The sequence below is a fragment of the Labrys sp. HAY1-8F genome, from assembly GCF_056754975.1.
In genome coordinates this window covers 64,531-87,905 of sequence record NZ_JBPGWZ010000001.1, presented here as the reverse complement: position 1 = coordinate 87,905, position 23,375 = coordinate 64,531, and the positions used below count along the sequence as shown (strand labels likewise).

Below are 23,375 nucleotides of genomic sequence, written 5' to 3'. Positions count from 1 at the left end.
CCAAAGCCCTCCTTTGCGACCGCGGGACCTGCTGGATCCGCGGTAATGCATTGGCATCACCATCCAGTCTCAACAAATAAGAAGGGGAAACCGATGACATCGTTAGGTAATATAATAAAAACTACAGATATAAACGCAGATGATATCAAGGCGGCCGAATTCAAGAAACGGTTTATGTTGAGGATGGTTATCGTCCTTACTGGTGGAATGTTTCTAGACGGCTATATCCTAGGGATCGTCGGCCCGGTGACCGGGAAGATGACCGCCGAACTCGCGATTTCTCCGTTCTGGGAAGGTCTAATCGCGGCAGGCGCGCTGTTCGGCATATTGATAGGTGCCCCGTTGGGTGGCTGGGCGGGTGACAAGTTCGGCCGTAAACCATTGTTCATGCTCGATATGGCCCTGTTCCTCTTGACTTCCGTCATGCAGCTCTTCGTCGGCACCATGCAATTCTTCGTGGATTCACCGATGCAATTATTCTTGGTGCGTCTGCTGATGGGCATTGCGATCGGTGCCGAATATTCGGTTGGCTGGCCATTGATGTCGGAATTCGCGCCCGCCCGGCTACGTGGTCGGCTCATGGGGCTCACTCTCATTGCATGGTATGCTGGCTTCATGATTGCCTTTATCGTGGGTAGTTTGCTGAACGAATACACCGACCTCGGCTGGCGCATGATCCTCGGCACGAGCACCCTGATTGCGATTGCCTTGTTCATTGGTCGGCTCGGGATGCCTGAATCACCGCGCTGGCTATGGAATCAAGGCCGCGCCGAGCAAGCACGGGTTATCGCAGATCGCTATCTGGAAAGTTCCGACGACGCGGCGGATATGGAGCACGAAGGAAAAAATCAAAAGGGTAGCTTTGGAACCCTGTTCTCCAGTCGATACTGGCGGGCTACCCTGTTCGTGTCAGGATTCTGGTTCTGCGCCGTCACACCTTACTTCGCAATCGCCACGTTTGCCGACAGTGTGCTGCAGAAATACGGCCTCAGCGGCGGATTGGCGGGTGGTATTGGACTCTCCATGGTTGCATTGGCTGGGAGCGTGATCGCCGTCCTGCTGATCGAAAAATCTGGCCGCCGCACGCTAACCGTGCCGCCACAGTGGATCGCTACCGTCCCGCTTGCCGTTCTCGGCCTATGGGCAGGAGCGCCACCGATCATCGTATTGATCCTGTTTCTCATCTTCTCCTTTTTCAATGCCATATACAACACGCTGACCAGCATTTACCCTGGCGAGGTGTTTCCGACCGAGATCCGCGGGATCGGCACCGGTTTCGCTGCTGCGGTCAGCCGAGTTGGCGCCGGTGTCGGCACCTTCCTGATGCCTTGGTCCATGACCAATCTCGGCGCTTCTGCAACCATGCTGATCGCCGCCGCTATCGCCGCCCTTGGGGCCGCGTTGTCGCAGTGGTTAGCCCCAGAGACCAGGGGCAAGAGCCTCAGCGAAACCGCCGCCGGCTTCTCGCATTGAAGCTGACGAAAGACGCTCGTCCAAGTGGTCATGCCTAATTGGCATGAGGCGAGAGCAAGCGCGCGCTTTCAGCTTTGAAGGCGCGCGTCCTTGTTGAAGGTCCGATCGGCCCCGACGTCGTCGCCAGTGATCTCGCGGTTGAGAGGAAACCAAGATCAGTCGTAAATTTTCGCAAATCGAGACGAAATATCCGGCGCAGCCACAAGCTCGAAGTCCGCAAGAACGAGTTGACGCGATTCCTACGCGATGCCGAGGAGCCGCCTCCCCTGCAACACCCGAATATGGCAGCGCATTATCGCACTCAAGTCGAAGGCTTGTATTCGGCACTCCAGGACGATTCCCGCGGCGAGCGCATCGCGGCGGCCGAGCAAATCCGTTCGCTGATGAAGGAGATCGTGCTGACGCCCGCAGACGGGGAACTGCAGATCGACGTTCGTGGCGATCTAGCTGGAATCCTTACGCTTTCAGCACAAACGAAGAACCCCGCAGCGTGTGCTACGGGGTCGCAATTAAAGATGATTGCGGGGGACCGCAACCAAATCTTACGCCACCGCACGCCACAGTGTCCGAACCCGCCATTTCCCGCAAGAAATTACTGCGTGGATGAGTGGTAGAGCCATCCACATCAAAGCTAATTTTCCAGCTACTTTGCTGACCATCTTTGACTTCGCCATCTTGTGGACAAGACGTTTGCCGCGCGACTACCTGATCTCAATCCAGCTTCGCTAGAAACCTCACTAACATAGATCAAGTACCACTAACCTTCTTGACCGTCACCTCCTCCCAATCATTAGCCGGACCCAGATTCGACGTGGTGGTCGCGCAAGCATTGGCCCATATACCGTTGCGAAGCCCATGAATGCAGCGACCCAGGCGATGGCGGCGCCATACATCATCGGTACCGAAAGGTTCGGCACGAACTCCATGGCGACGCGTAGCGCCATCGCAACCACCACCGCGAGATAGATAAACTGCGTGGCAGGCGAGGCCTCGAGAACCCGTCCGGTATGCCCGAGCGTCGCCCGACTCATCATGGCGAGCGTCATGGCGCCGACAACTCCAATAGCCCAGACATGCACTGCGACGGCGGGGGAGGACCAAGCTGAGGAAGCTGTCCGCTAGTTGGTCGTAACGGGGGTGCTACTCGGCAAGCGCTTGAGAAATCTCATTCGCAGTTTGGATAACCACCGGTGCCAACCCCGCTAGGCGGCCATCCGGCATGCGCTCGACCGGACCGGAGACACTGACCGCCGCGAACACCCTACCCGAGGAGTCACGAACAGGGGCCCCGATACATCGCACCCCCACCTCGATTTCCTCGTTGTCGATGGAGAAGCCCTGCACCTGGATGCGGGCCAGTTCCGACAAGAGATCATCGAGATGAGTAATCGTGTGTGCTGTGTAGCCGCGCAGCCCCTCCCCTGCGATCTTCCTTACAAGGCTTTCATCTTGAAAGGCGAGAAACGCTTTACCCACACTGGTGCAATAGGTGGGCGCCGCTTGCAGCGTCGTCATGCTCGAGGCGGTCATCTGCTCCCGCTCCACGCAGACCATCTGATGCCCGTCGAACATGTGAAAGTGGATGACCTCACCGGTCAGTTGTTGAAGCTTGGCGATGTGAGGATGGGCGCGCGTGGGCGTGTCGAGACTCGCAAGCACGCTGCTGCCATAGTGGAACATCTTCAGACCGAGCCGGTATCCCTGGCGCCTCCCGTCCTGATCGAGCAAGCCAACCTCTCGGAGCGAGGTGACGATCCGATGGATCGTCGTCTTTGGCAGACCAGTCGCCTCGGAGAGGTCAGCAATCGTCATGTTCGGCCGGCTGCGGGAAAAGGCATCGAGAACGAGAGCCATCTTGCGCAGCGACTTGGCGCCAGCGTCGCGGCTTTCCGAAGCGGTCGAGGTGTCAGGGATAATCGTTTCCTGGAATATTGCGTGCTCATCCATGTCTCTATCCCACTTTTAATGCCCTGAAGTGATCCGTCTTACCTTTTCTTCCAACTTGCGTGCAATGAACTCCAAGGAGAAGCAAACGACGAAGTAGATGAGCGCCAGAAGGGTAAAAACGATAAAGGGCTGGTTGGTGCGGATCACCACCTCCTTGGCGAGCCTGGCGATTTCGCTGATCCCGACGACGGACACCAGCGAGGTATCCTTGATGATCAGGATAATTTGGCCAAGGAGCGAGGGGATGATCGCCATCAGCGTTTGCGGAAGCGTAATGTCCCGCAGGCGCTGGAATAGACTGAACCCGAGAGCCACCGACGCTTCGTTCTGGCCTTTGTCCAACCCCAGCAAACCGCCTCGGACGATCTCGGTCATATAGGCACCGTGAGACAACGAAAGAGCAATGATGGCAGTAGTGACAGGGCCAATATCGAGGCCGAATTCCGGTAGCCCATAGTAAACCAGGAAAATGAACATCAGGAACGGCGTGCTGCGGAATAGGTAGACATAGACGCCGATCAAAAACCGCACGACCGCGAGAGGGGAGGATGCAAGGAGCCCTCCGACGATGCCAAGGCCGAGTGCCGGTACAAATGCGGCGAACGCCAGGAACAGAACGATCGGTAATCCCGTCAGGATGAGCTGAAACGCATCGAGTGCAACGGAAAAGATATTGCTCATGAGTTATGCTCGTTTGTGCTTGGAGAAGCCGGCGCGGCTCTCATAGACGTCCGACAGGAGGTTCAGCACGACGCACAGGGCGATATAGATCACGCAGCTCACGAGATAGGCCGGCAGGAACTGATAGCTGTCGTTGCCGACGTCGTCGGCCGCTTTCGTGATTTCAAGAACGGCGATCGTGAAGAGCAGCGAAGTATCCTTGACTAGCTGCACGAATTGCCCGGTGATCGCCGGCAGGATCGTCGGTGCTGCCTGTGGCAGGAGGACCCGGTACAGCACTATGCGCCGGCGTAGTCCGAGCGCGAGCGCTGCCTCCGTTTGGCCTCTGGGAATGGCGTTCAGCCCTCCGCGCACCATCTCGGCAATGTAGGCGCCCGAATTGAACGTCAGGGCGAGAACGCCGGTAGAAAAAGCAGACAGGGTTATGCCAATTGCGGGCAAGCCGAAGTAGATGAAGTAGACCTGCACGAGCAGCGGCGTATTGCGCACCAGCGATACATAGACGGCAACCACGCCTCGAAGCAGGCCGCGCGAGCTGTAGCGGGCGATACCGGCCAACACCCCTATTGCCAGCGCTAGCACTAATCCGAATGCGGCAGCCGAAAGAGCATTGCGAATCCCGGTCAGATAAACATCGCGGTACTGCCAAAATAGGTCATATGCGTTGGAGATCATGTTCACCCGGCCTAGTGACGTAGGATTTGGTCAAGGAACATGCGGGTCCGTTCCTGCCTGGGCTCGCTGAAGAACACCGAGGGTGGGGCCTTCTCGACCATCTGACCACCATCGAGAAAGGCGATCTCGGTGGCGAGTTCCTTGGCGAACCCCATCTCGTGGGTCACGACGACCATGGTCATCCCCGCTGCCGCCAGGTCTTTCATGACCTGCAGCACTTCGCCGACCATTTCCGGGTCGAGTGCTGAGGTAGGCTCATCGAACAGCAACAACTCGGGCTCCATCGCGAGAGCGCGGCAGATGGCGACACGTTGTTGCTGGCCACCCGACAGTTGAGCGGGGTAGCGACCGGCCTTGTCACTCAGGCCGACACGCTTCAGGAGCCCCATAGCACGTTCGATGGCATCCTTGCGGGAGCGCCGGAGCACGCGCCTTTGCGGCAGAGCGATATTGTCCAAGACGGTCAGATGCTGAAACAGGTTGAAGCGTTGGAACACCATGCCGACCCTGCGATATAGATCGCGGCGTGGCATGCCCCCAAGATCTTGGCCCTCCAGCAGGAACCGGCCCGACGACAAAGGTCCAGCTAACTTGTTGATGGCGCGAATGAACGTGCTCTTGCCGGAACCCGATGGACCGCAGATGACCAGCACATTGGACTTCTCAAATGAGATGGAGATGCCACGCAGTGCGTGGAAGCTCTTGAAATGCAGATTGACATCATGCGCCTCAAAAAACGCCATGGCAGCTTTCTCCCCCTTGATCGAAAATCGGCGGTAGGCGCCCGTCTTGCGTGCTAACGGGCGCCCGATCGACGCCGAGTTCTATTGGAGAGTCATGCGGTTGCCGCTGCCGCTTTCCGGCACATACGCGCCGATCCCGAGTTTATCGACGAGCTTCTTTCTCTCGTCTGATACACTGCTGTTCTTCTCCAGGAAGTCCTTCTTCCAGGCCTCGCTGTCGGCCCAATAAACGCGCAGTGCCTCAAGCCGTCCGTCCTTTTTAATCTCCGACAAGAAGGCATCCAGATATTGCTGAGTGGCGACATCCTTTGGGCGAACCGCAAAGGCCCAGTTATCCTGGCTGATCAGTTCGCGTGGCGTTTTGGAGGAGACGAAGCCATACTCTTTACGAACGACACCGAGTACCGCGAGATCGTTGAGCGCAGCATCGACACGGTTGGTCTTTAGAGCCTGGTACGTGTCGGTGTCGTTGGGATAGCTTTGAATTTCGGCCTTGGCGAAGAACTGCTTGGCGATGTCGACCGCACTCGTGCCGGCCTTGACCGCGATCCTCTTGCCCGCCTGGTTGAGGTCCTCCCAGGACACATTTTCAGCCTCTGGCCGCACGATCGCGACGACCCCCGTGGAATACCAACTCTCCTTGGTGAAGAGGATCTGCTCGGCCCGCTTCGGCGTCACCGTCATGCTGGTCGCCAGGATGTCGGATTTGCGTGTGAGTAAACCGGGGATCAGCCCCGCCCACTCGACGTTTCTCAGTTGCAGGTCGACGCCGAGCTTGGCGGCGATCATGCGGTCAAGGTCGATCGAGAAGCCGGCCGCATTCCCGTTCGCGTCACGAAACTGCCAAGGCGCCGCCGACAGGTCGTTCATGATCACGATTTTCTTTGCTTCGATGATCGCCCCGATCGCGCCTTTGAGATCATCCGCCGCCGATGCCTGACTTGTTACGGTCAACATGACGACCGCCGCGATCATGGCGAGTTTCTTCATTTCCAGCTCCCGCTCCATTTGTTCCGCATTGCGGAATATTATATATTTGCAACCTGATAACCACATAAAATGAAACAAAATTCAATACGCTTGTTGACGAACCGCAAAATATTTATTTAATTGAAGATGAATTCAAATTATATTCCGCAATGCGGAATATAAAGTCACATCATGCGCTTATGGGAGGGCGCAGACGATTAGTGAAGCCGCGTGGATCGAGCACCCAAGATCGCGACGATCGACACATCGCACCCATAAAGAATTTTGAAATTTTGCCCCGGCTCCCTCGCGGTACCGATCTGGGCGCAATGCGCAGCTGTATCCAATCGCTGCTCAAGGAGAGACGTTATGAACTATCGGGCGGCCGAATGGCCGGCATCGGGCACCCCAACACGGATTAGCAGGATCGAGCTCAACCAGATCTGCGATATCGCCGATCTCGCGCGTGAGGATCCCAATGTCATCAAGCTGTGGATCGGTGAGGGCGATCTTCCGACGCCGACGTTCGTCCGGGAAGCCGCTGTTGCAGCTCTTGCCGCCGGTCACACGCGCTACACCTATTCCACGGGCGTACCTGCGCTACGCGAAGCGCTCGATCGCTATCACAGGCGCCACTTCGGGGTCGATGTCGGCGCAGGGCGTTTCAGCGTCACCGCTGGCGGCGTCCAGGCCATCATGCAGGCGATGCAGGCCATTTTGAACCCGGGTGACGAGGTGGTCGTTCCGGTCCCAGCCTGGCCGAACCTGATCGAGATCATTGGCATTCTGGGGGAAAAGTTGTTCCGGTGCCCTATCGCACTGTGGAAGGGGGTGGCTTCAAACTGGAGCTCGACGATCTGTTCGCTGCGGTAACGCCGAAAACCCGCGCAATTGCCCTCAATTCCCCCTCCAACCCGACGGGTTGGATCATGCCCCGCGAGCAGATGCTGGCTGTCCGTGATTTCGCACGGGACAGGGGTCTATGGATCGTCTCCGACGAGGTCTACGCCCATTTCACCTATGGCGGCGGATTGGCTCCGTCCTTCCTGCAGATCACCGAACCTACCGATCGGTTGATCGTCACCAATACCTTTTCGAAGAATTGGTGCATGACGGGCTGGCGGATTGGCTGGCTGATCTATCCAAAGGGTATGACGACGGTTTTCGACAACCTCAGCCAGTACAACACCACCAGCGTCTCGACCTTCAGCCAGCATGCGGCCATCGCGGCTCTCGACGACGGAGATGACTTCATCAGGTCTCTTGTCGAGCGGTCAGCTAGGGGACGGGAGATCATCTGCTCCATCCTCGACAAGCTTCCCAATGTCCGCGTCTTCTGGCCCGAAGGGACATTTTACTTCTTCTTCGCCATCCATGGGATGAACAGCGGCTACGAGATGGCGCGCAAGATCCTGAAGGAAGCAAGTGTCGGCGTTGCTCCCGGATCGGCGTTCGGCTCCGGCGGCGAGTCCTTCCTGCGTGTCTGCTTTGCCGTCGATCCCGCCCTCATCGAAGAGGGCGCGCAAAGGCTGTCGCGGTTCCTTCAAGACCAATAGCGAGGAGAAACAATCTTGAAGAAGCTCATCAACAAACCTGTCGATGTCGTGAGGGAGATGCTGGAGGGCATCGTGGCCCTCGCGCCGGGCCAGGCCCTGCTCGACAGCGAGAATGTCGTGGTCCGCGCCAGCCTGCCGGCTCCAGCCGAAAGATCGGTTGCCCTGATATCGGGAGGTGGTGCCGGGCATGAACCAGCCCATGCCGGCTATGTCGGGCCTGGCATGCTGACCGCAGCCGTCACCGGGGAAGTGTTCACCTCGCCGAGTGTCGACGCGGTCCTCGCTGCTATCCGCGCCACGGCCGGCCCCGCCGGCGCACTCCTGATCGTGAAGAACTACACCGGCGATCGCTTGAATTTTGGCCTTGCCGGCGAGCTTGCCGCCATCGAGGGCATTCCGACGGAGCTTGTCGTGGTCGCCGACGACGTTGCCCTATCCGGCGTCGTCGCCCGTGACCGCCGCCGTGGCATCGCCGGCACAGTCCTGGTCCACAAGATCGCAGGCGCTGCCGCTGCCGAAGGCAAGGGACTGGCGGAAGTCGCCGATATCGCTCGGTCGGCGGCTTCCCGCATCGGCACGATGGGCGTTGCGCTCGGATCATGCATCGTGCCGGTCGCCGGCAAGGCCGGGTTTACGCTGGGCGAGGACGAGATAGAGCTCGGGCTCGGTATTCACGGCGAAAAGGGAGTCGAGCGCGTCGGATTGCTGTCTGCCGACGCCATCACCGGTCGGATCGTCAACCAACTCGTCCGCGATATGGCACTCGAGGCAGGAGCTCGGGTAGCCCTGCTTGTCAACGGCCTCGGCGGAACGCCGCCCATGGAACTGGCCATTGTGGCCCGACGAGCCCTCGCCGCTTTGCAGTCTCTGGGCATCGGCATAGAGAGAGCCTGGTCCGGCAATTTCCTCACGGCCATAGAAATGCCGGGCTGTTCGATCTCGCTTCTCGATATGCGCCCGGGAGACGCCGAACGGCTGGACGCCGCCACCACTGCCATGGCATGGCCACGCGGTGGCAAGACGACAGGTTTTCCCCATCTGGTTGCCGCTCCCGTCTCCACGGATGCAGAGGCTCCCTTGGGCGAAGCAGGTCGCTTCGACCCAGAAAAACTGCGTCGCCTCGGCCTGGCCGTCGCCGATGCACTCGAGACGGAGGAGGCCCACCTGACGGATCTCGACAGCAAGGCCGGCGACGGTGACCTGGGCGCAAGCATGGTCCGTGGCGCACAAGCCATTCGTGCGCTGCCGGAATGTGCCTGGATCAATCCGGCCAACGCGATGGTCGCTATCGGCAACACCTTGCGCCGCGCCATCGCCGGAAGTTCCGGCCCCTTCTACGCGATTGCCCTGACGCGGGCCGGCCGCCATCTGGCGCAGGCCAATCAATTCTCTCCCAATGATTTCCGAGAAGCTCTGGCCATTGCAACTGCCGCAATCAGCGAGATCGGCGGAGCAAAGGAGGGTGATCGGACCATGTTGGATGCGCTCTATCCGGCCCTCCAAACAATCCAGTCGCTTGGCGACAGCGTTTCGCCGGCGCAGGCCTGGCGAGAGGCGGCCAGGGCGGCAAATGACGGAGCCCGCAAGACCGCGGACATGACGGCCAAGCTCGGGCGTGCCAGTTATTTGGGCGAGCGAGCCCGTGGAACCCAGGATGGTGGCGCGACGGCTGTCGCGATCTGGATGGAGGCGCTCGCCACAAGTCTGTGAAACTTCGGGCAGCGCAACCGCCCTGCTCAAACACCCAATCGAATCGAATTTCATGGCGCCTCCATCTGGAGCGATCCCTGGCGTGCGCCCTGATGCATCGGCCGTTCGACGGCCAACCTCTGGTCAAACAGGAACTCACCTTATGAATCTCGACAAAGTCACGGGGATCATTCCTCCCATCGTCACCCCCTTCACGAAATCCGGCGACATCGATGAAGCCGCGTTTCGCAACATCGTGAAATTCAATCTGAAGAAGAAGGTCCATGGCGTGTGCGTCGGCGGAAGCTCCGGTGAAGGCCATACGCTCACTTTCGAGGAATTCGTCCGCCTGATGGAGATCACGGTGGAAGAAGTCGACGGGAAGATCCCGGTCCTGGCCGGCATCATCGCCAATTCCACCCGTGAGGCCGTCCGCCGCGCCCAGGCCATTTCGCATCTGTCGATCCAGGGTCTGCAGGTGACACCCGTCCATTATGTCTTCAAGCCGGATGACAACGCCACCTTCGAGCATTTCAAGACCCTGACTTCGGCAACGGACGTGCCTGTCATCATCTACAACGTGGTGCCATGGAACTATCTGAGCCCGTCACTGCTCATCCGCCTCATGAAGGAGCTGCCGGGCGTCCAGGCCGTCAAGCAGAGCGCTGGGGACCTCAAGGCGATGGCCGACCTGATGATCGGCGTTCCCGACGGCTGCAAGGTCTACACCGCAGTGGACGCTTTGCTCTATCCTTCGTTCGCGCTTGGCTGTCATGGCACGATCGCGGCAAATCCGGCTGCCGTTCCTGGCGTATGCATCTCGCTCTGGAATGCCGTCCAGCGCGGCGAGCACAACCGTGCCCGCGAGATCCACGAGGCGCTCTTGCGCTTCTGGAACGCGATCTACGCCGACAACCTGCCAGCCAACATCAAGACCTCGATCGCCTTGCAAGGCACGTCGGCCGGCTTGCCGCGCATGCCGATGCCGGAAACGACGCCGGCCCAGCTCGAGAACATCAAACGCGAACTCCAGAACGTTCTTCGTTACGAGGAGGCCTAAGGCGTTTTGTGATTTGACGGGCTCCCGTCAAATCACAAAGACGCGCCAAAACGAGGAGTTGGAGCAAAGTTCGGTTCAGAGAAATCGGACTTTATACCCGAAGATCGGCGGCCGGCGCCGCACGCGTAGCCCGCCGCCGAATCCCCCATTCAAGTCAGGTCCATCACCACATCAAGCAGCCAGCCGCCCAAGCGCGCGGCCAAAACAACAAAAACCAATGGCGAGGAAGCAATGACGACACCATTACCGACAAACTATTCTCGAGCCGAGGGCCAAGCGATCTCTTCGCACGCAACCAAGGCGAAAGACATGCGAAAGGTCGCGCTGGCGAGCGCTGTAGGAAATACGATCGAGTATTATGATTTTACGCTCTACGCGACCGCAACCGCTCTTGTCTTCAACAAGATATTCTTTCCCAGTGACAATGATCTGGTCGGCACCTTGGCGGCCTTTGCCACCTTCTTCGTCGGTTATTGCGCACGCCCAATCGGCGGCATCCTGTTCGGGCATTTCGGCGATCGCATCGGCCGCAAAACGGCGCTCCTATTGACGATGATCATCATGGGTGCCGGCACCTTCTTGATCGGCCTGGTCCCGTCTTACGAGACCATCGGGATATGGGCTCCAATCAGTCTGCTCGTCCTGCGCCTGGCCCAGGGGATCGGGATCGGCGGTGAATATGGAGGCGGCATGGTCATGACGGTAGAACATGCGCCGCCCGAGCGCCGCGGTTTCTACAGTTCGCTGGTCCATATCGGCGTCCCCGCAGGCTTCCTGATTCCCATTGCCTTGCTCGGCGTCCTCTCGACGCAGATGAGCGAGGAAAGCTTCCTTTCCTGGGGCTGGCGCCTGCCGTTCCTGTTCAGCATCGTCCTGGTCGGCCTTGGCCTCTTTATCCGCTTTCAGATCTCCGAAACGCCTGCTTTCAAGAGAATCCAGGAACAAGGGGAGACGGCCGCCCTCCCCGTAGTGGAGGCCGTTCGCGATCATCGTTTCAATGTGATCCTCGGCATTGGCGCGAAAATCGCCGAGAGCGGCCTATTCAATATTTATGCGGTGTTCGCCATCACCTATTGCGTCAATACACTCGGCCTTCCTCGCCAAACCATCCTCAACGGCGTGCTCGTAGGATGTGCCCTCGAATGCCTGACGCTACCCCTCTTCGGCGTACTCTCCGATCGCATAGGCCGCCGCACCGTCTATATAGCCGGCCTGTTGTTTCAGGCTGCCCTGGCCTTCGTGTTCTTCGCCATGCTCGACAACGCCAGCACGACAATGATCTGGCTTGCCATCGCTCTTGGACTGGCCATCGGACACGGCTCGGTATTTGGGGCCCAAGGCGCATTCTTTTCCGAGTTATTCCCTGCTCGTATCCGCTACAGCGGTCTCTCCCTTGTGCAGCAGATCGGTCCGATCCTCGGTGGCGGCCTTTCTCCGCTCCTTGCGACAATGCTGCTTGCGGAATATGCGGGCACCACAGTTCCAATTGCCGCCTATATGGCTTTCATGGCCGTATTTTCCGCGATTTGTGCGCTTGCCCTGCGGCCCATTGGCGACACGGCATAGGTTGCCGTAGCGCTCTTGGTTTGTATTGATGATGTGCACTTCGACCCCGGCTGGTGCATTATCGGAAATCAGCGGTCCGGCATCGACGTCAAAGCCGTTGCCTCGACGGACAAATATTCCTACTCGGCGAGAGGTGACTTTGTTCCATCCAGATCAGGCCCCGCGAATTCCTGCCTGCCCAGCGAGAGCGCCGAGATCTTGACTAGCGGCATTCTCGTCGACCATCGCGAAGAAATATTACGCAATTGGTTTATGCACGATCTCGGAGGGCGTCTTCTGACCCGGAATTCGCTGGTCGACGGTTACGATGTAAAGGCCGCACCTTTGACGGAAACACCCATCATTAAACAAGCTCCTTGGCACGCATCTTCGGCGTGCGGGCGATTGGATACGGCCGAACCAAATATGCGAGCGTGTCCACGCCCCTCCAGATATGGACCGCCCATCTAAACACAAAAAACCGCCCAGGTGATCAAACCTGGACGGTTATTGATTTCTGACGGAATTGGTTGCGGGGGCTCGAAACCAAGCCCTACGCCCTAGCACGCCACGTTGCTCACCTCGCCGATTTACTTCGACAGATTACGATGCGATTGGGCAAGCCGCCCACGTCAAAGCTAAATTAGCACGCTACTGACCATAACGGTCCTGCTCGATAGCTCCAAACGGTGATCTCAGCTCCTGCCTGAGCGCGCAGCCAACAACGTCGGCCGTCGCCAGGATGGTTATGCCGCACCGCTTGCTGGGCAATGCTGCTCCGCCTCGCAAGCAGTACTTGCGATACTGCCGCTTGGATTTCCGCCCAAGTTGGAATCTCTCCAAATCATTGCTGTTGCAGGGTTTTTCTTCATCCTCTAGGTTGAAATCGCTTCACCTTCAGGAGCATTATCGTCCTTCATACTGATGTGCGGGCAAGCGTGGACAGGCTATCTCTCGGAAAACTGATCGATGCCTTTGCAAAGCTGCGGCCACGGCTGCAGGCGGCGGCAAGGGCGAGGACCGGTTGCCCGGCAGCAGCCGAGGACTTGATGCAGGATACCTGGCTCAAACTGGAAAACGCTGGTTTGGAAGACAATGCGATCCGCAATCCGGCCGGGTTCATCACCCGCGTTGCGCAGCATGCCGTCACCAGCCATCTGCGCAGCCAGCGCAGGCGCAACGAAATAGACGATGAACTCACCGACATCCTGTGGGAAAACCGCGACCTGGTTTCGCCGGAACGGGCGCTGATCGGTCGCGAAAACCTGAAGGCAGTCCGGAAGGCTTTAGATGAATTGCCGGAAAAAACCCGCACTATCTTCCTGATGAACCGGATCAACGGCATATCGCATCGCCAGCTTGCGGAGTTACACGGCATCACCAGCGAAGCCGTCTACTATCATATCCGCCGGGCGCTCGAACACCTCGCCGATCTGCGTAACGAACTCTCCGACTGAGAAATTTTCCGGATGATGTTTAGGTGACGGGTGCGTTCACGCGTCAATAGGTTAGAACAGCTCGAATTGAGTCCCTATCCGCACCAGTTTTCGAGCGCATGGACGAGCACCTGCACAGCAAGGACATCGAACGCCGCATCGGCCTGGACGCACGTGACTGGATCGTGCGGCTGACCTCCGGCAATGTCAGCGACGCCGACCTGCAGCGCTTCAAGGCATGGCGGGATCAATCTCCCGATCACAAGCTGGCTTTCGAACGCGAACGTTCGTTCTGGCAGCAATTGCAAGGTATTGATGCCGGGGGGCGGCATGCCTTCGCAGGCTGCCCTTCAGCCGAGCAGCCGCGCCCTCATGGGGCGTCGCACCTTTATCCTCGGCAGTGCGGTTACGGCAGCCGGTGCGGTCTGTCTCGTGGCCGTGCCAAGGCTGCAGGTCTGGTGGAGCGCCGACTTCACGACGGCCGTCGGGGACCAGACAGAGTTCACGCTGCCGGACGGGTCCGTGGCCACCCTCAACACGGATAGTGCCGTCAGCATCGGCTATCGGCCGGGTCTGAGGTTGATCGAGCTTCTGAAAGGCGAAGCCGAGTTCAAAATCGCCCCGGATCGGAGCTCGGTGTTCCGGGTGGCGGCGTTGGACGGCAACAGCAGTACCAGGGCCGGACGCTTCTCGGTCGGCATACTGGACGACGTCGCGACCGTTACGGCAGCCGAAGGACGCGTCGACGTTGCCGGCCCGGCAAGCTCGACCGCACCCGATGATTTGGGCGTCATGAGCGTCGAGGTGGCCGCGAACGAACAAACCCTGTATGCGCGAGGAGAAGCGCCGCGGCCGGCCCAGTCCGCGGATGCCCAGACAGTGCTCGCATGGCGGAAAGGCCGCATCATTTTCGAGGGCCGGCCGTTTTCTCGGGCAATGGCCGAACTCGGCCGCTATGTCCCCGAGCGAATCGTGATGCGGCCGGGCATCGATCCTGCCGTTCCTGTGAGTGCGGTCTTCTCGACCGCAGACGCGTTTGCCGCCGTCCAGGCGCTGGCAAAAACACAAGGCCTGTCGGTGCGCCGGATTCCCGGCGTCCTGCTCTTGATTTCCTGACGTCCCCCTTCATTCAAAAAAATCGCGGCACCGTCTTTAGGCGGTCGGCCTTCTCGCGCGTCAATGTCACGAAGGGCTGAGGCATCAGGCCGCCACTCCCTTCGCGGGAGCCCGCAAGGGTTGTTTCCAGGGGACATATGTGAGGGGCTCGGTGGTGCAGGGTAAAGCGGAGAAGGGGGCAAGGCGAAGCGGGTCTTGCCGTTTGGCGACGAGGCTGCTGGTGAGCACGGCGTTTTATGTCGCCGTGCCGGCACTGATCCTGCCGATGCCGTCGGCTGTCGCGCAGACGGTGGGCACCCACAGCTTCAACATTCCCGGCCAGCCGCTGGGCCGTGCCCTGCGCATGCTTGCAGACCAGTCCGGCATTCAGATCGCCTACCAGACCTCCATCGCGGCAAACATGCGTGCGCAGGGCGTAAGCGGCAGTATGACCACTCAAGCCGCGCTGGCACGGCTTCTTGCGAACTCGGGACTTCGCTATTCGTTTACCGGCGGCAATGCCGTCACCCTGCTGGCAATGTCGGCGGAGCCGGCGGGCAGCGAAAGCGCGGACGGCTCGATCCTCCTCGATCCCGTCATCGTTGAAAGCAAGGGCACTGCGGCGATCCAGCAGGACGGATTGGCCAAGGATGGCTACCGCGCAAGTACCATCTCCTCGCTGGGACCGCTGGGACAGACGTCCATCAAGGATACACCCTTTTCGGTCAGCGTCGTGCCGCGCGAACTCATACAGAACATCCAGGCCCAGTCTCCCGACGACATCTTCCGGATCAGTCCGACGACCCGCATTCAGACACCGCAGGGTTCGGGATGGTCGCCGATGGTCAACATGCGCGGGTTCACCACCTATGATACTGCCGAGGATGGCCTGCGGCGCTCCTTCAGCCACGCGACCAGCCTCGAGGACAAGGAGCGCATCGAGGTTCTCACCGGCCTTTCGGGATTCCTATACGGGGCGGCCGCGCCGGCCGGCATGATCAACTATGTCTACAAGCGCCCGACGATCGAGCGCCTGAACAGTGTGATCATCGGGACCTATGGCGCCGAGCAGAAATATATCCATGGCGATTTCGGAGGTCGCATCGATCCGGAAGGCCGGGCAGGATATCGCCTCAACATCGTCAAGCAAGGCGGTGACACTGCGATTGACGATCAAAACATCAATCGCTTCCTTGTCAGCGGGGCGCTCGATTGGGACATCACCGACAGGCTGAAGCTGGAACTCAATGCGTCCTACAGCAAGTACAAGACGGACGTCCCCAATTCCTACTGGTTTTTCAATCCCGGCGTTCCTCATGGTGCAGCGCCCGACGCCAGCAAGAACTGGAGCCAGCCTTGGGTCCGCGATGAGTTCGAAAAGACGCGGCTTTCCGGCAAGCTGACCTACAAATTCAACGATTTCATCACGCTGCGCGGCGCCTATATGCGTGAATATCTCGATCGGCCCGTTCAGGATCACACGATGAATTCGGTACGGTCACCGGGCGAATACTATCAGATCGGGATCCATTCGGGCAGAACGAAGAACATTTTCGACGCGGCGCAGGCCTTCGCGGACGTCTCGTTCGATACGGGACCGATTTCCCATAAGGTCACCGCCGGATATCACATGTATTCGGATAGAGCATGGCAGACGTCCTATAGTCCGAACACGGGCTGGATTGGGCCGTTTCCGATGTCCTCACCCGTTCACCTTCCCAGGCCTACCTTCCCGGACGATACCTCATCGCCCTACTATGAAGGTTATGTCCGCAACCACAATTTCGTCATCGGTGACCAGATTGAATTCAACGAGCGCTGGTCTGCCCTGGTCGGGGTCAACTATAGCCGCATCATGACCCATGCGCTCGACGATGCGGGCAAGCGCACTCAGCCCGACTATGATGAGGGGCGCCTCTCCCCCTCGGCATCGCTGATGTACAAGCCCGTGCCCTGGATGACGCTCTATGGCAGCTACATCGAAGGCCTGGAGCAGGGCGGCGTCGCCCCCGACACCAGCAGCAATTATGGGCAGGTCCTGGCCCCGATGGTGAGCAAGCAAAAGGAAATCGGCGTCAAGGCGGAAGTGGGCGGCATGCTGCTGACCGGCGCCTTGTTCGATATCGAAAAGGCCTATGAATTCACCAATGCAAGCGGCGTCTACACCCAGGATGGACGGCAACGCCATCGCGGTGTCGAGATCACGGCAACGGGCAAGGTAACCGATGCACTCACGCTTCTGGGCGGCGTCACTCTGCTGGATGCCAAGGTGGAGGGTGGCGAATTTGACGGCAAACAGCCAGTGAACGTCGCCAAGGTGCTGGCGAAGCTCTATCTCGAATATGAATTTCCTGCGATCCAGGGCCTGGTGCTGACCGGCGGCGTCTACTACACCGGCAAGCAATGGGCGAACGACGCCAATGACGACCGCCTTGCCGCCTACACCACCCTTGACGTCGGAATGCGATACACGACCGAGCGGTTCGGCAATCCGCTGACTCTGCGGCTGAATGTCAGCAACGTGACCAACAAGAATTACTGGCAGAACAGCTACTATCTGGGAGCCCCGAGAACGGTCGCGTTTTCCGCCCAGATGAAGTTCTGATGGTGATGCAGGCCATGGGCTTGTCCCGCCGCTCCTTTCTCGGTGGGGCGGCAGGCATGTGTTTTTCCCGCACCGCTCATTCGTCCGAGAAGCCTGCCAAGGGGATCCTGGCGATGGACTGGGTGAGCGGGCAGAACCTGCTTGCTCTGGGTATCGCGCCCCTGGCCATGCCGGAACTCGAACGCTATTCCGAGCTGGTGGTGGAGCCGGCGCTGACATCGGGCATTCGCGAACTTGGCCTCCGGTCGGAGCCGAATCTCGAGCTGATCTATCGCCTGAAGCCCGAGCTTGTGGTCATGAATGGCGACCTTGCGCCGATGCAGGAGCCGCTGTCGACGATAGCGCCGATCTGTTTCTTCGACCCCGATCCTTTCGGGGAAGCCGACCATCTGGTGCAAGCCCGCCACGCCCTTTCGGATCTTGCCGGGCAGCTTGGCGCGTCGAGCGCCTTCGAGCGTTTCGCGCAGTCGGTGGATGGGGAACTGGTGGCGGGAAAACAGCGCTTGGCCCGATATGACCGCCGCCCCCTTTACGTTGCGACGGTGATCGATGGCAGACGCATGCTGGTCTTTGGCAGGAACAGCCTTTTTCAGAGCGTGCTGGATCATTTCGGCATCGAAAACGCCTGGAGCGGTCCTGTGTCCCGCTATGGCCATGTCACGGCCAGCGCCGACCGGCTCTCGGGTCGCCCCGATGCGCGGCTACTCTGCGTGGGCGACACCAGTTACGACAAGCTGAAAAGCCTGCTGGAAGCGCCGGTCATCGCAAGCCTGCCCTTTGTGAAGCAAAACCGTATCGTCCGAATTCCAGATGTCCTCTTTTATGGAGGCCTGCCGCCCGTGCGTCGTTTCGCGCGGCTTGCATCGCTTGCTCTCCGCGCAGGTGGCGCGGATGAGTAGGCCACGCGCCGTCACGCCGATCCCGGCGCTCCTTCTTGCCATCATCGCTCTGTCCCTTGCCGCTTTCAATGTGAAAGGGCTGTTGCAGGACAACGCCTCATGGCGTTCGATCGTTTTTCCGGATCCCAATGTCACGGCGCAGATGCTCCTGCATCATACCGTGCTTCCCCGCATCGTCGTCGGCCTGATGGTGGGAGGCGGGCTCGGCCTTGCCGGCGCTGTCCTGCAACGCCTCCTGCGCAATCCCCTGGCCGAACCGGCCACGCTCGGCATTTCGGCCGGTGCCTATCTCGTCCTGTCCATCGCCACCCTGTGGTTTCCGGCATGGTTGGCATTGGGTCGCGAGTGGATTGCCTTTGCCGGCGCCGTGCTGGCGCTTCTCGCGGTCCTTTCCTTGTCCTGGCGCAAGGGATTGTCTCCTGTCACCGTGACCCTGGCGGGGATGATCGTCAGCCTCTATTGCGGCGCGGTCAGCGCCGCGCTCACCCTGTTCAATCACGATTTTCTCACCGGTATCTTCCTCTGGGGAGCCGGTTATCTCGACCAGCAGGACTGGGGCGGGGTGCAATTCTTGTATCCACGCCTCCTGCCGGTTGCGATTCTCCTCGTCTTTCTCGTGCGCCCGTTGACACTGCTCGGCGTCGATGACGACAGCGCCAGGAGCCTCGGGCTGTCCATAGCAGCCTATCGCCTGATCGCGCTGGTTGCTGCGGCGGCCCTGACAGCAATCGTCACCGCCTCTGTCGGGATCATCAGCTTTGTCGGCCTCGCCGGTCCGGCATTGGCTCGCGCTTCCGGCGCCAGGCGTACCGGCGAGCACCTGTTCTGGTCGGCACTTACAGGCTCGTTGCTGCTCATGGCCACGGATCAGGTCGTGCTCTGCCTACCGGTGACCTATCGGCTGTTTCCGACAGGAGCGGTGACGGCCCTGCTGGGCGCTCCGCTGCTGTTCATGCTGATCAGGCACCTGAAACTGCTGGCTCCCACACACATGGCGTCAAGCTCCGTTCCGGGCAGGCTGAGACGTCCGGCCGTCGCGCTCTCCCTGTTGGCGGCACTGCTCGTTCCCGCCTTCTGGCTGGCATTGGCCGTCGGCCAGGGACCGGATGGCTGGTCAATCGCGGCAAGAGAGGAGATCATGCCCTTCCTGGATTGGCGGGCCCCCCGGGCTCTCGCTGCGTTCAGCGGGGGAGCGATGCTGGCCTTGGCTGGCGCCATCCTTCAACGCATGACGAGCAATCCAATGGCGTCCCCCGAAGTGCTCGGCGTCTCCTCCGGCGCCATGCTGGGTGTCATCCTTCTGCTTCTGATGGCTGCCGCGCCAATCCGCGGCGAGCAGATAGCGGCAGGCACCATCGGCGCCCTGGCCGTTCTTTTCCTGATGCTCGGCCTGTCGCGCAAGCCCGGCTTCTCGGGGGATCGATTGCTCCTTGTTGGCATCACCCTGGGAGCCGTTTCCGGTTTCGTCATGGCTGTGCTGATGACGTCGCAGGATCCGCGCCTCGATCAATTGCTGGCCTGGCTGTCAGGTTCCACCTACGCGGTGCGGCCAAGGGAGGCGTTGCTGTCGACCATCTTGCTGGTCGTGGCTCTTGCCTCTATCCCCTTCATCCGGCGCTGGCTCGAATTGCTTTCGCTCGGCCTCGCCACGGCGACGGCCGCAGGGGTGCCCATCGCTCCTAGCCGCAACATCCTGTTCTCGATCTCGGCTTTGCTGACGGCAGGGGCGACCATCCTAGTCGGACCCTTGAGCTTTGCCGGGCTGATGGGCCCGCATATCGCGCGCCTTGCCGGTTTCCATCGGGCCGGCACGCAGCTCGCAGCCTCGGCGATCATCGGCGGCCTGGTTCTGCTGGTCGCCGACTGGCTCGGTCGCAACATCATCTTTCCATTTCAGATCCCCGCCGGCCTGCTTGCCACCATGGTCGGCGGGCCCTTCCTGTTGGTGCTGATCGCGAGGAGAGGATGAGCAAGAAAGACAACGGCGGCCGCATGATGAGTGTCGTCGCCGTCGAGCGTATCGCGCCGCACATGCAGCGCCTGCGCCTGGCGGGTGATGATCTCGCCCATTTCGACACGCTCGGCAATCTGCATGTCCGGCTCCATGTTCAGGATCGGCCCGACGCAATTTCTGGAATGCCAGATCGAGGAACGTACGGCAGTGCGCACCGGAAAGGCAGGTCGTCGAACGTCGTGACCCGCTATTATACTATCCGGCGCATCGATGCCGCTGCCGGCTGGCTCGACATCGATTTCGTGCTGCATGACCATGCAGGCCCCGCCTGCAATTTCGCCTTGCAGGCAAAGCCTGGCGACATCTGCGGTATTTCCGGGCCCTGCGGTCTCGGCGTCAAGAAGGCGAGCCGCTACCTCCTGGCCGGCGACGAAACGGCGCTGCCCGCCATGGCGCGGATCGCAGAAACACTGCCGCCCGATGCCCAGGGTGACATCGTCATCGAAACCTGCGGACCGGAAGACCGGTTGCCCTTCACCGCACCGGCCGGCATGTCGATCAAATGGGTTGACCGGTCGCCGCTTGATCAGGAGCCGGGACAAGGCTTCATTGAGCCCGTTAGGGAGAAGATCGAGGTCTGCGCGGGCGGAAAGGACTACTTCATCTGGCTCGCGGGAGAGTTTTGCGCCTACGAAGCTTTTCGTCCGTACCTCGCCGCCATTCCGAAGCCGCGCTATATCAACGTTTGTTATTGGCGGCGCTGATGGAACTGCTTCGTTCATCTACGTCGACGGTCAAACGCAAAAACCGCCCTGATATTCATATCAGGACGGTTAGCGATTTATGATAGAATTGGTTGCGGGGGCAGGATTTAATCATTACTTGCGGTCATTGCAGGAACGCCGCAGCGTACTAGAAAATCTACATTCCAATACTCCTAGCGGATTATTTCGTACTGCGGCGTAGCTTCCTCATATGCTGTCACTGAATGTGCCGATGCCACCTCCCCACCGGTTGCTTCAATTGTACATCTATCAACTAACAGGACCTTCCGACCATCCAATTGAAGCATAAACTTTAGGTCGTCGTACCGCAGAGAGCGATGACCTATGCAGTGCGGTTTAGCGATCTTGCCCTTGGGAGCCGGGCAAGTTCCGTGTGTCGAACAGTCCTGACGGCGGGAATAACTGTGAGGTGGCACCGAACCTCACCCCCGGGGTTCTCTAACTTAACCTGATGATCTTTCAGGCAAAATCTGCGATACCGTGGGGACACCATCGGCGCCGACAGCAACCCCCAATAAAGTCGAATTTCGCTGTCCTTTCAGCTGGTTGCGGGCGAACTACCCAGGATCAATCTTTGGATGCCGATTTACAAATCCGATATTCTGATGCGCCGTCATGCGCGGACAGATGGCATCGTTCTGAAACACCATCACAACGTTTCGAGCTTGGGCTTGCGCTGATTGACGACCTCGCCGCCGATCTTGAGTTGAACGCCCGAGATGTCTTCCAGGCCGGCCATCATGCGCCTCCCGCAAGTTCTGTAATTTTCGTTTCCAGTTCCGCCGCCGCCATGGCTTCCCGTTCGGACCGTGACTTGGCACGCTCTGCGAATTTGGCTTCTTGGGATCGATAGCCCTCGATGGCCGTTTCCAGGACCTTCAGACCGGGGCCTTCGAAGCGCTCACGCACCGCAATGAAGTGCGCGGCGGAAACCGCTGACCTGAAGCCCTCCGCATCCAAGCTAGGCGGTTTGCCAATCACCTTTGTGAAAGCGTCGACGAACGGCTCGTAGCCGTCCTTTTCGATATCGCCTGCGATCCCAACCACGGCATGCGCGACACGGGCTGCTACCTCATGGGCCAATCTGAACGACAGGCTTTCGGAGCGGACCAACGTGTCGGCTAGTTCCGTGATCGTCGCGCAGGAGCGCCTCAGGTTGGCTGCAACGCGTTCGGGATCGATGACGGCCGTGTTCACCACTGCTGTCAGCAGGTCAAGCACGCGGTCTGCGACCGCGAGGGCCGCATAACCCATCTCCTGGGTTTCGCCCTCGCTGTCGTTCATGTCTGTGAACGGGGTATTGTGCATCACATCGAGCATTGTCCTCGACCGGCCGACCACCTGGCTGGCTAGATGGCGCAGGTGCTCCAAAGGCACCGGATTCCGCTTCTGCGGCATGATCGAGGAGATCTGCACAAAGGCGTTCGGCAGATAGAGCTGTCCGACCTCGAAGCTCGTCCAGAACTGGAAGTCCTGGATCGGACCGAGGTGCAGGAACAGGAGTTCGAGCGCCCCGTAGGTCGCCGTTATGTAGTCGACGGCGGCAATGCAACTGTACGAGTTCTGCAATGGCCGCTCGAAGCCGAGAAGATGGGCGACCCGGTGCCGATCGATCGGAAAGCCGGACGTGGTGATAGCTGCCGCGCCCATCGACGACTGATCGACGATGGCTCGGGCTGCCTCGAAACGCTCGATGTCCCGCATCAGCACTTCGATCACACCGCACCGAGATAATGGCCGTAGGTGCTCGGCTGTGCCGGCTGGCCATGCGTGTAGGCGACGATGAGGGTCGTCTTTTCTCGCTCGGCCACCGCGATCAAGGTGGCGAGGAGCGCCCCGCATTTCGTTAGCAATCCGTCGACACGTTCCTTCAGGCCGAGCTTGAAGATCGTGTGGTCGATGTCGTTCCTGGAGCGCGCGGTGTGGAGGCGACCACCTATGTCGGCCCCGACCCGGCCCTTTAGCTCCTTTTCCATCAGGAAAAAGAAGTCCTCAACGTCACCGGAATAGTCGAGCTTTGTCGGATCGACCTCCCGGCGCATCTCCTGCAGCGCCCTGGCGATTATCGAGCCGTGCTCCCGCGAGAGGATGCCCGTCTCGACCAGCATCACCAGATGGGCGCGGTCGATCCTCTGCAGTGCTTCGGCATGATGAAATTTGGCGCCGTCGAACAACGGTTTGAGAATGGTCTTCGTGTAGACAGGATCGGGAAAAGCCGTCTTGTCTCTTTCTTTCAGTGTCGTCATTGCTTGTTGTCCTATTC

At 59.6% G+C, this 23,375-nt stretch carries 19 protein-coding genes and 3 pseudogenes; 13 read left to right on the top strand and 9 right to left on the bottom strand.

Features of this window, described 5'->3' with window-relative positions:
- Positions 1-93: 93 nt before the first annotated feature.
- Entirely contained in the window at positions 94-1,473 is a 1,380-nt protein-coding gene (locus tag ACR9ZN_RS00420) for an MFS transporter (RefSeq protein WP_481271005.1), read from the top strand.
- A 74-nt stretch (positions 1,474-1,547) separates the two neighbouring features.
- On the top strand, positions 1,548-2,087 hold the full coding sequence (locus tag ACR9ZN_RS00415; protein WP_454818759.1) for a hypothetical protein: 540 nt from the start codon (positions 1,548-1,550) through the stop codon (positions 2,085-2,087).
- 159 nt (positions 2,088-2,246) lie between these two features.
- On the opposite strand, the gene ACR9ZN_RS00410 is transcribed toward ACR9ZN_RS00415, so the two are convergent.
- The 6 genes from ACR9ZN_RS00410 to ACR9ZN_RS00385 form a co-directional block, all read right to left on the bottom strand.
- Positions 2,247-2,519, bottom strand: a complete 273-nt coding sequence (locus tag ACR9ZN_RS00410; protein ID WP_454818761.1) for an NnrS family protein — start codon at positions 2,517-2,519, stop codon at positions 2,247-2,249.
- A gap of 94 nt (positions 2,520-2,613) precedes the next feature.
- Positions 2,614-3,420, bottom strand: a complete 807-nt coding sequence (locus tag ACR9ZN_RS00405; protein WP_454818763.1) for an IclR family transcriptional regulator — start codon at positions 3,418-3,420, stop codon at positions 2,614-2,616.
- Positions 3,421-3,435: 15 nt separating this feature from the next.
- A complete protein-coding gene (locus ACR9ZN_RS00400; protein ID WP_454818765.1) occupies positions 3,436-4,101 on the bottom strand; it encodes an amino acid ABC transporter permease in 666 nt (221 codons plus the stop codon).
- Between the two features lie 3 nt (positions 4,102-4,104).
- Positions 4,105-4,776, bottom strand: coding sequence for an amino acid ABC transporter permease (locus ACR9ZN_RS00395; RefSeq protein ID WP_481271003.1), 672 nt, complete (start codon positions 4,774-4,776; stop codon positions 4,105-4,107).
- 11 nt (positions 4,777-4,787) lie between these two features.
- The gene (locus tag ACR9ZN_RS00390; RefSeq protein WP_481271002.1) at positions 4,788-5,519 is read right to left on the bottom strand and encodes an amino acid ABC transporter ATP-binding protein; all 732 of its coding nucleotides are present in this window, start codon (positions 5,517-5,519) and stop codon (positions 4,788-4,790) included.
- A gap of 81 nt (positions 5,520-5,600) precedes the next feature.
- Positions 5,601-6,509, bottom strand: a complete 909-nt coding sequence (locus ACR9ZN_RS00385) for a substrate-binding periplasmic protein (protein ID WP_454818769.1) — start codon at positions 6,507-6,509, stop codon at positions 5,601-5,603.
- A 348-nt stretch (positions 6,510-6,857) separates the two neighbouring features.
- Between ACR9ZN_RS00385 and ACR9ZN_RS00380 the strand changes: the two are divergent.
- The 5 genes and pseudogenes from ACR9ZN_RS00380 to ACR9ZN_RS00360 all read left to right on the top strand — a co-directional run bounded on the left by ACR9ZN_RS00380 (position 6,858) and on the right by ACR9ZN_RS00360 (position 13,795).
- A pseudogene (locus ACR9ZN_RS00380) lies at positions 6,858-8,044 on the top strand (pyridoxal phosphate-dependent aminotransferase).
- A gap of 15 nt (positions 8,045-8,059) precedes the next feature.
- On the top strand, positions 8,060-9,754 hold the full coding sequence (locus ACR9ZN_RS00375; RefSeq protein WP_454818773.1) for a dihydroxyacetone kinase family protein: 1,695 nt from the start codon (positions 8,060-8,062) through the stop codon (positions 9,752-9,754).
- Positions 9,755-9,896: 142 nt separating this feature from the next.
- Positions 9,897-10,793: a dihydrodipicolinate synthase family protein gene (locus tag ACR9ZN_RS00370; RefSeq protein WP_481271001.1), complete on the top strand. Its 897-nt coding sequence runs from the start codon at positions 9,897-9,899 to the stop codon at positions 10,791-10,793.
- 309 nt (positions 10,794-11,102) lie between these two features.
- Positions 11,103-12,359 (top strand): MFS transporter, encoded by a 1,257-nt coding sequence (locus ACR9ZN_RS00365; protein ID WP_481271000.1) that lies wholly within the window; start codon positions 11,103-11,105, stop codon positions 12,357-12,359.
- Positions 12,360-13,276: 917 nt separating this feature from the next.
- On the top strand, positions 13,277-13,795 hold the full coding sequence (locus ACR9ZN_RS00360) for an RNA polymerase sigma factor (RefSeq protein ID WP_481270999.1): 519 nt from the start codon (positions 13,277-13,279) through the stop codon (positions 13,793-13,795).
- A gap of 74 nt (positions 13,796-13,869) precedes the next feature.
- Here the strand turns inward: ACR9ZN_RS00360 and ACR9ZN_RS00355 are convergent, their stop codons facing one another.
- Positions 13,870-14,106: a hypothetical protein gene (locus tag ACR9ZN_RS00355; protein WP_481271983.1), complete on the bottom strand. Its 237-nt coding sequence runs from the start codon at positions 14,104-14,106 to the stop codon at positions 13,870-13,872.
- Between ACR9ZN_RS00355 and ACR9ZN_RS00350 the strand changes: the two genes are divergently transcribed.
- From ACR9ZN_RS00350 to ACR9ZN_RS00325, 6 genes are all read left to right on the top strand, one after another.
- On the top strand, positions 13,996-14,319 hold the full coding sequence (locus ACR9ZN_RS00350; protein WP_481271924.1) for a hypothetical protein: 324 nt from the start codon (positions 13,996-13,998) through the stop codon (positions 14,317-14,319). The genes ACR9ZN_RS00355 and ACR9ZN_RS00350 overlap by 111 nt on opposite strands.
- A complete protein-coding gene (locus tag ACR9ZN_RS00345; RefSeq protein WP_481270998.1) occupies positions 14,207-14,890 on the top strand; it encodes a FecR family protein in 684 nt (227 codons plus the stop codon). Before ACR9ZN_RS00350 ends, ACR9ZN_RS00345 begins: the two co-directional genes overlap by 113 nt.
- 220 nt (positions 14,891-15,110) lie before the next feature.
- A complete protein-coding gene (locus tag ACR9ZN_RS00340; protein WP_481270997.1) occupies positions 15,111-17,474 on the top strand; it encodes a TonB-dependent siderophore receptor in 2,364 nt (787 codons plus the stop codon).
- Positions 17,474-18,373: an ABC transporter substrate-binding protein gene (locus ACR9ZN_RS00335; RefSeq protein ID WP_481270996.1), complete on the top strand. Its 900-nt coding sequence runs from the start codon at positions 17,474-17,476 to the stop codon at positions 18,371-18,373. Before ACR9ZN_RS00340 ends, ACR9ZN_RS00335 begins: the two co-directional genes overlap by 1 nt.
- The gene (gene fhuB, locus ACR9ZN_RS00330) at positions 18,366-20,342 is read left to right on the top strand and encodes a Fe(3+)-hydroxamate ABC transporter permease FhuB (protein WP_481270995.1); all 1,977 of its coding nucleotides are present in this window, start codon (positions 18,366-18,368) and stop codon (positions 20,340-20,342) included. The genes ACR9ZN_RS00335 and fhuB overlap by 8 nt, the downstream gene beginning before the upstream one ends.
- Complete coding sequence (locus tag ACR9ZN_RS00325; RefSeq protein ID WP_481270994.1) at positions 20,339-21,091, top strand: siderophore-interacting protein; 753 nt, start codon at positions 20,339-20,341, stop codon at positions 21,089-21,091. Before fhuB ends, ACR9ZN_RS00325 begins: the two co-directional genes overlap by 4 nt.
- A gap of 611 nt (positions 21,092-21,702) precedes the next feature.
- Here the strand turns inward: ACR9ZN_RS00325 and ACR9ZN_RS00320 are convergent.
- Positions 21,703-21,857, bottom strand: a pseudogene (locus tag ACR9ZN_RS00320) (ABC transporter ATP-binding protein); the annotation flags it as partial.
- A pseudogene (locus tag ACR9ZN_RS00315) lies at positions 21,851-23,358 on the bottom strand (lyase family protein). The pseudogenes ACR9ZN_RS00320 and ACR9ZN_RS00315, both read right to left, overlap by 7 nt.
- Between the last annotated feature and the right edge of the window lie 17 nt (positions 23,359-23,375).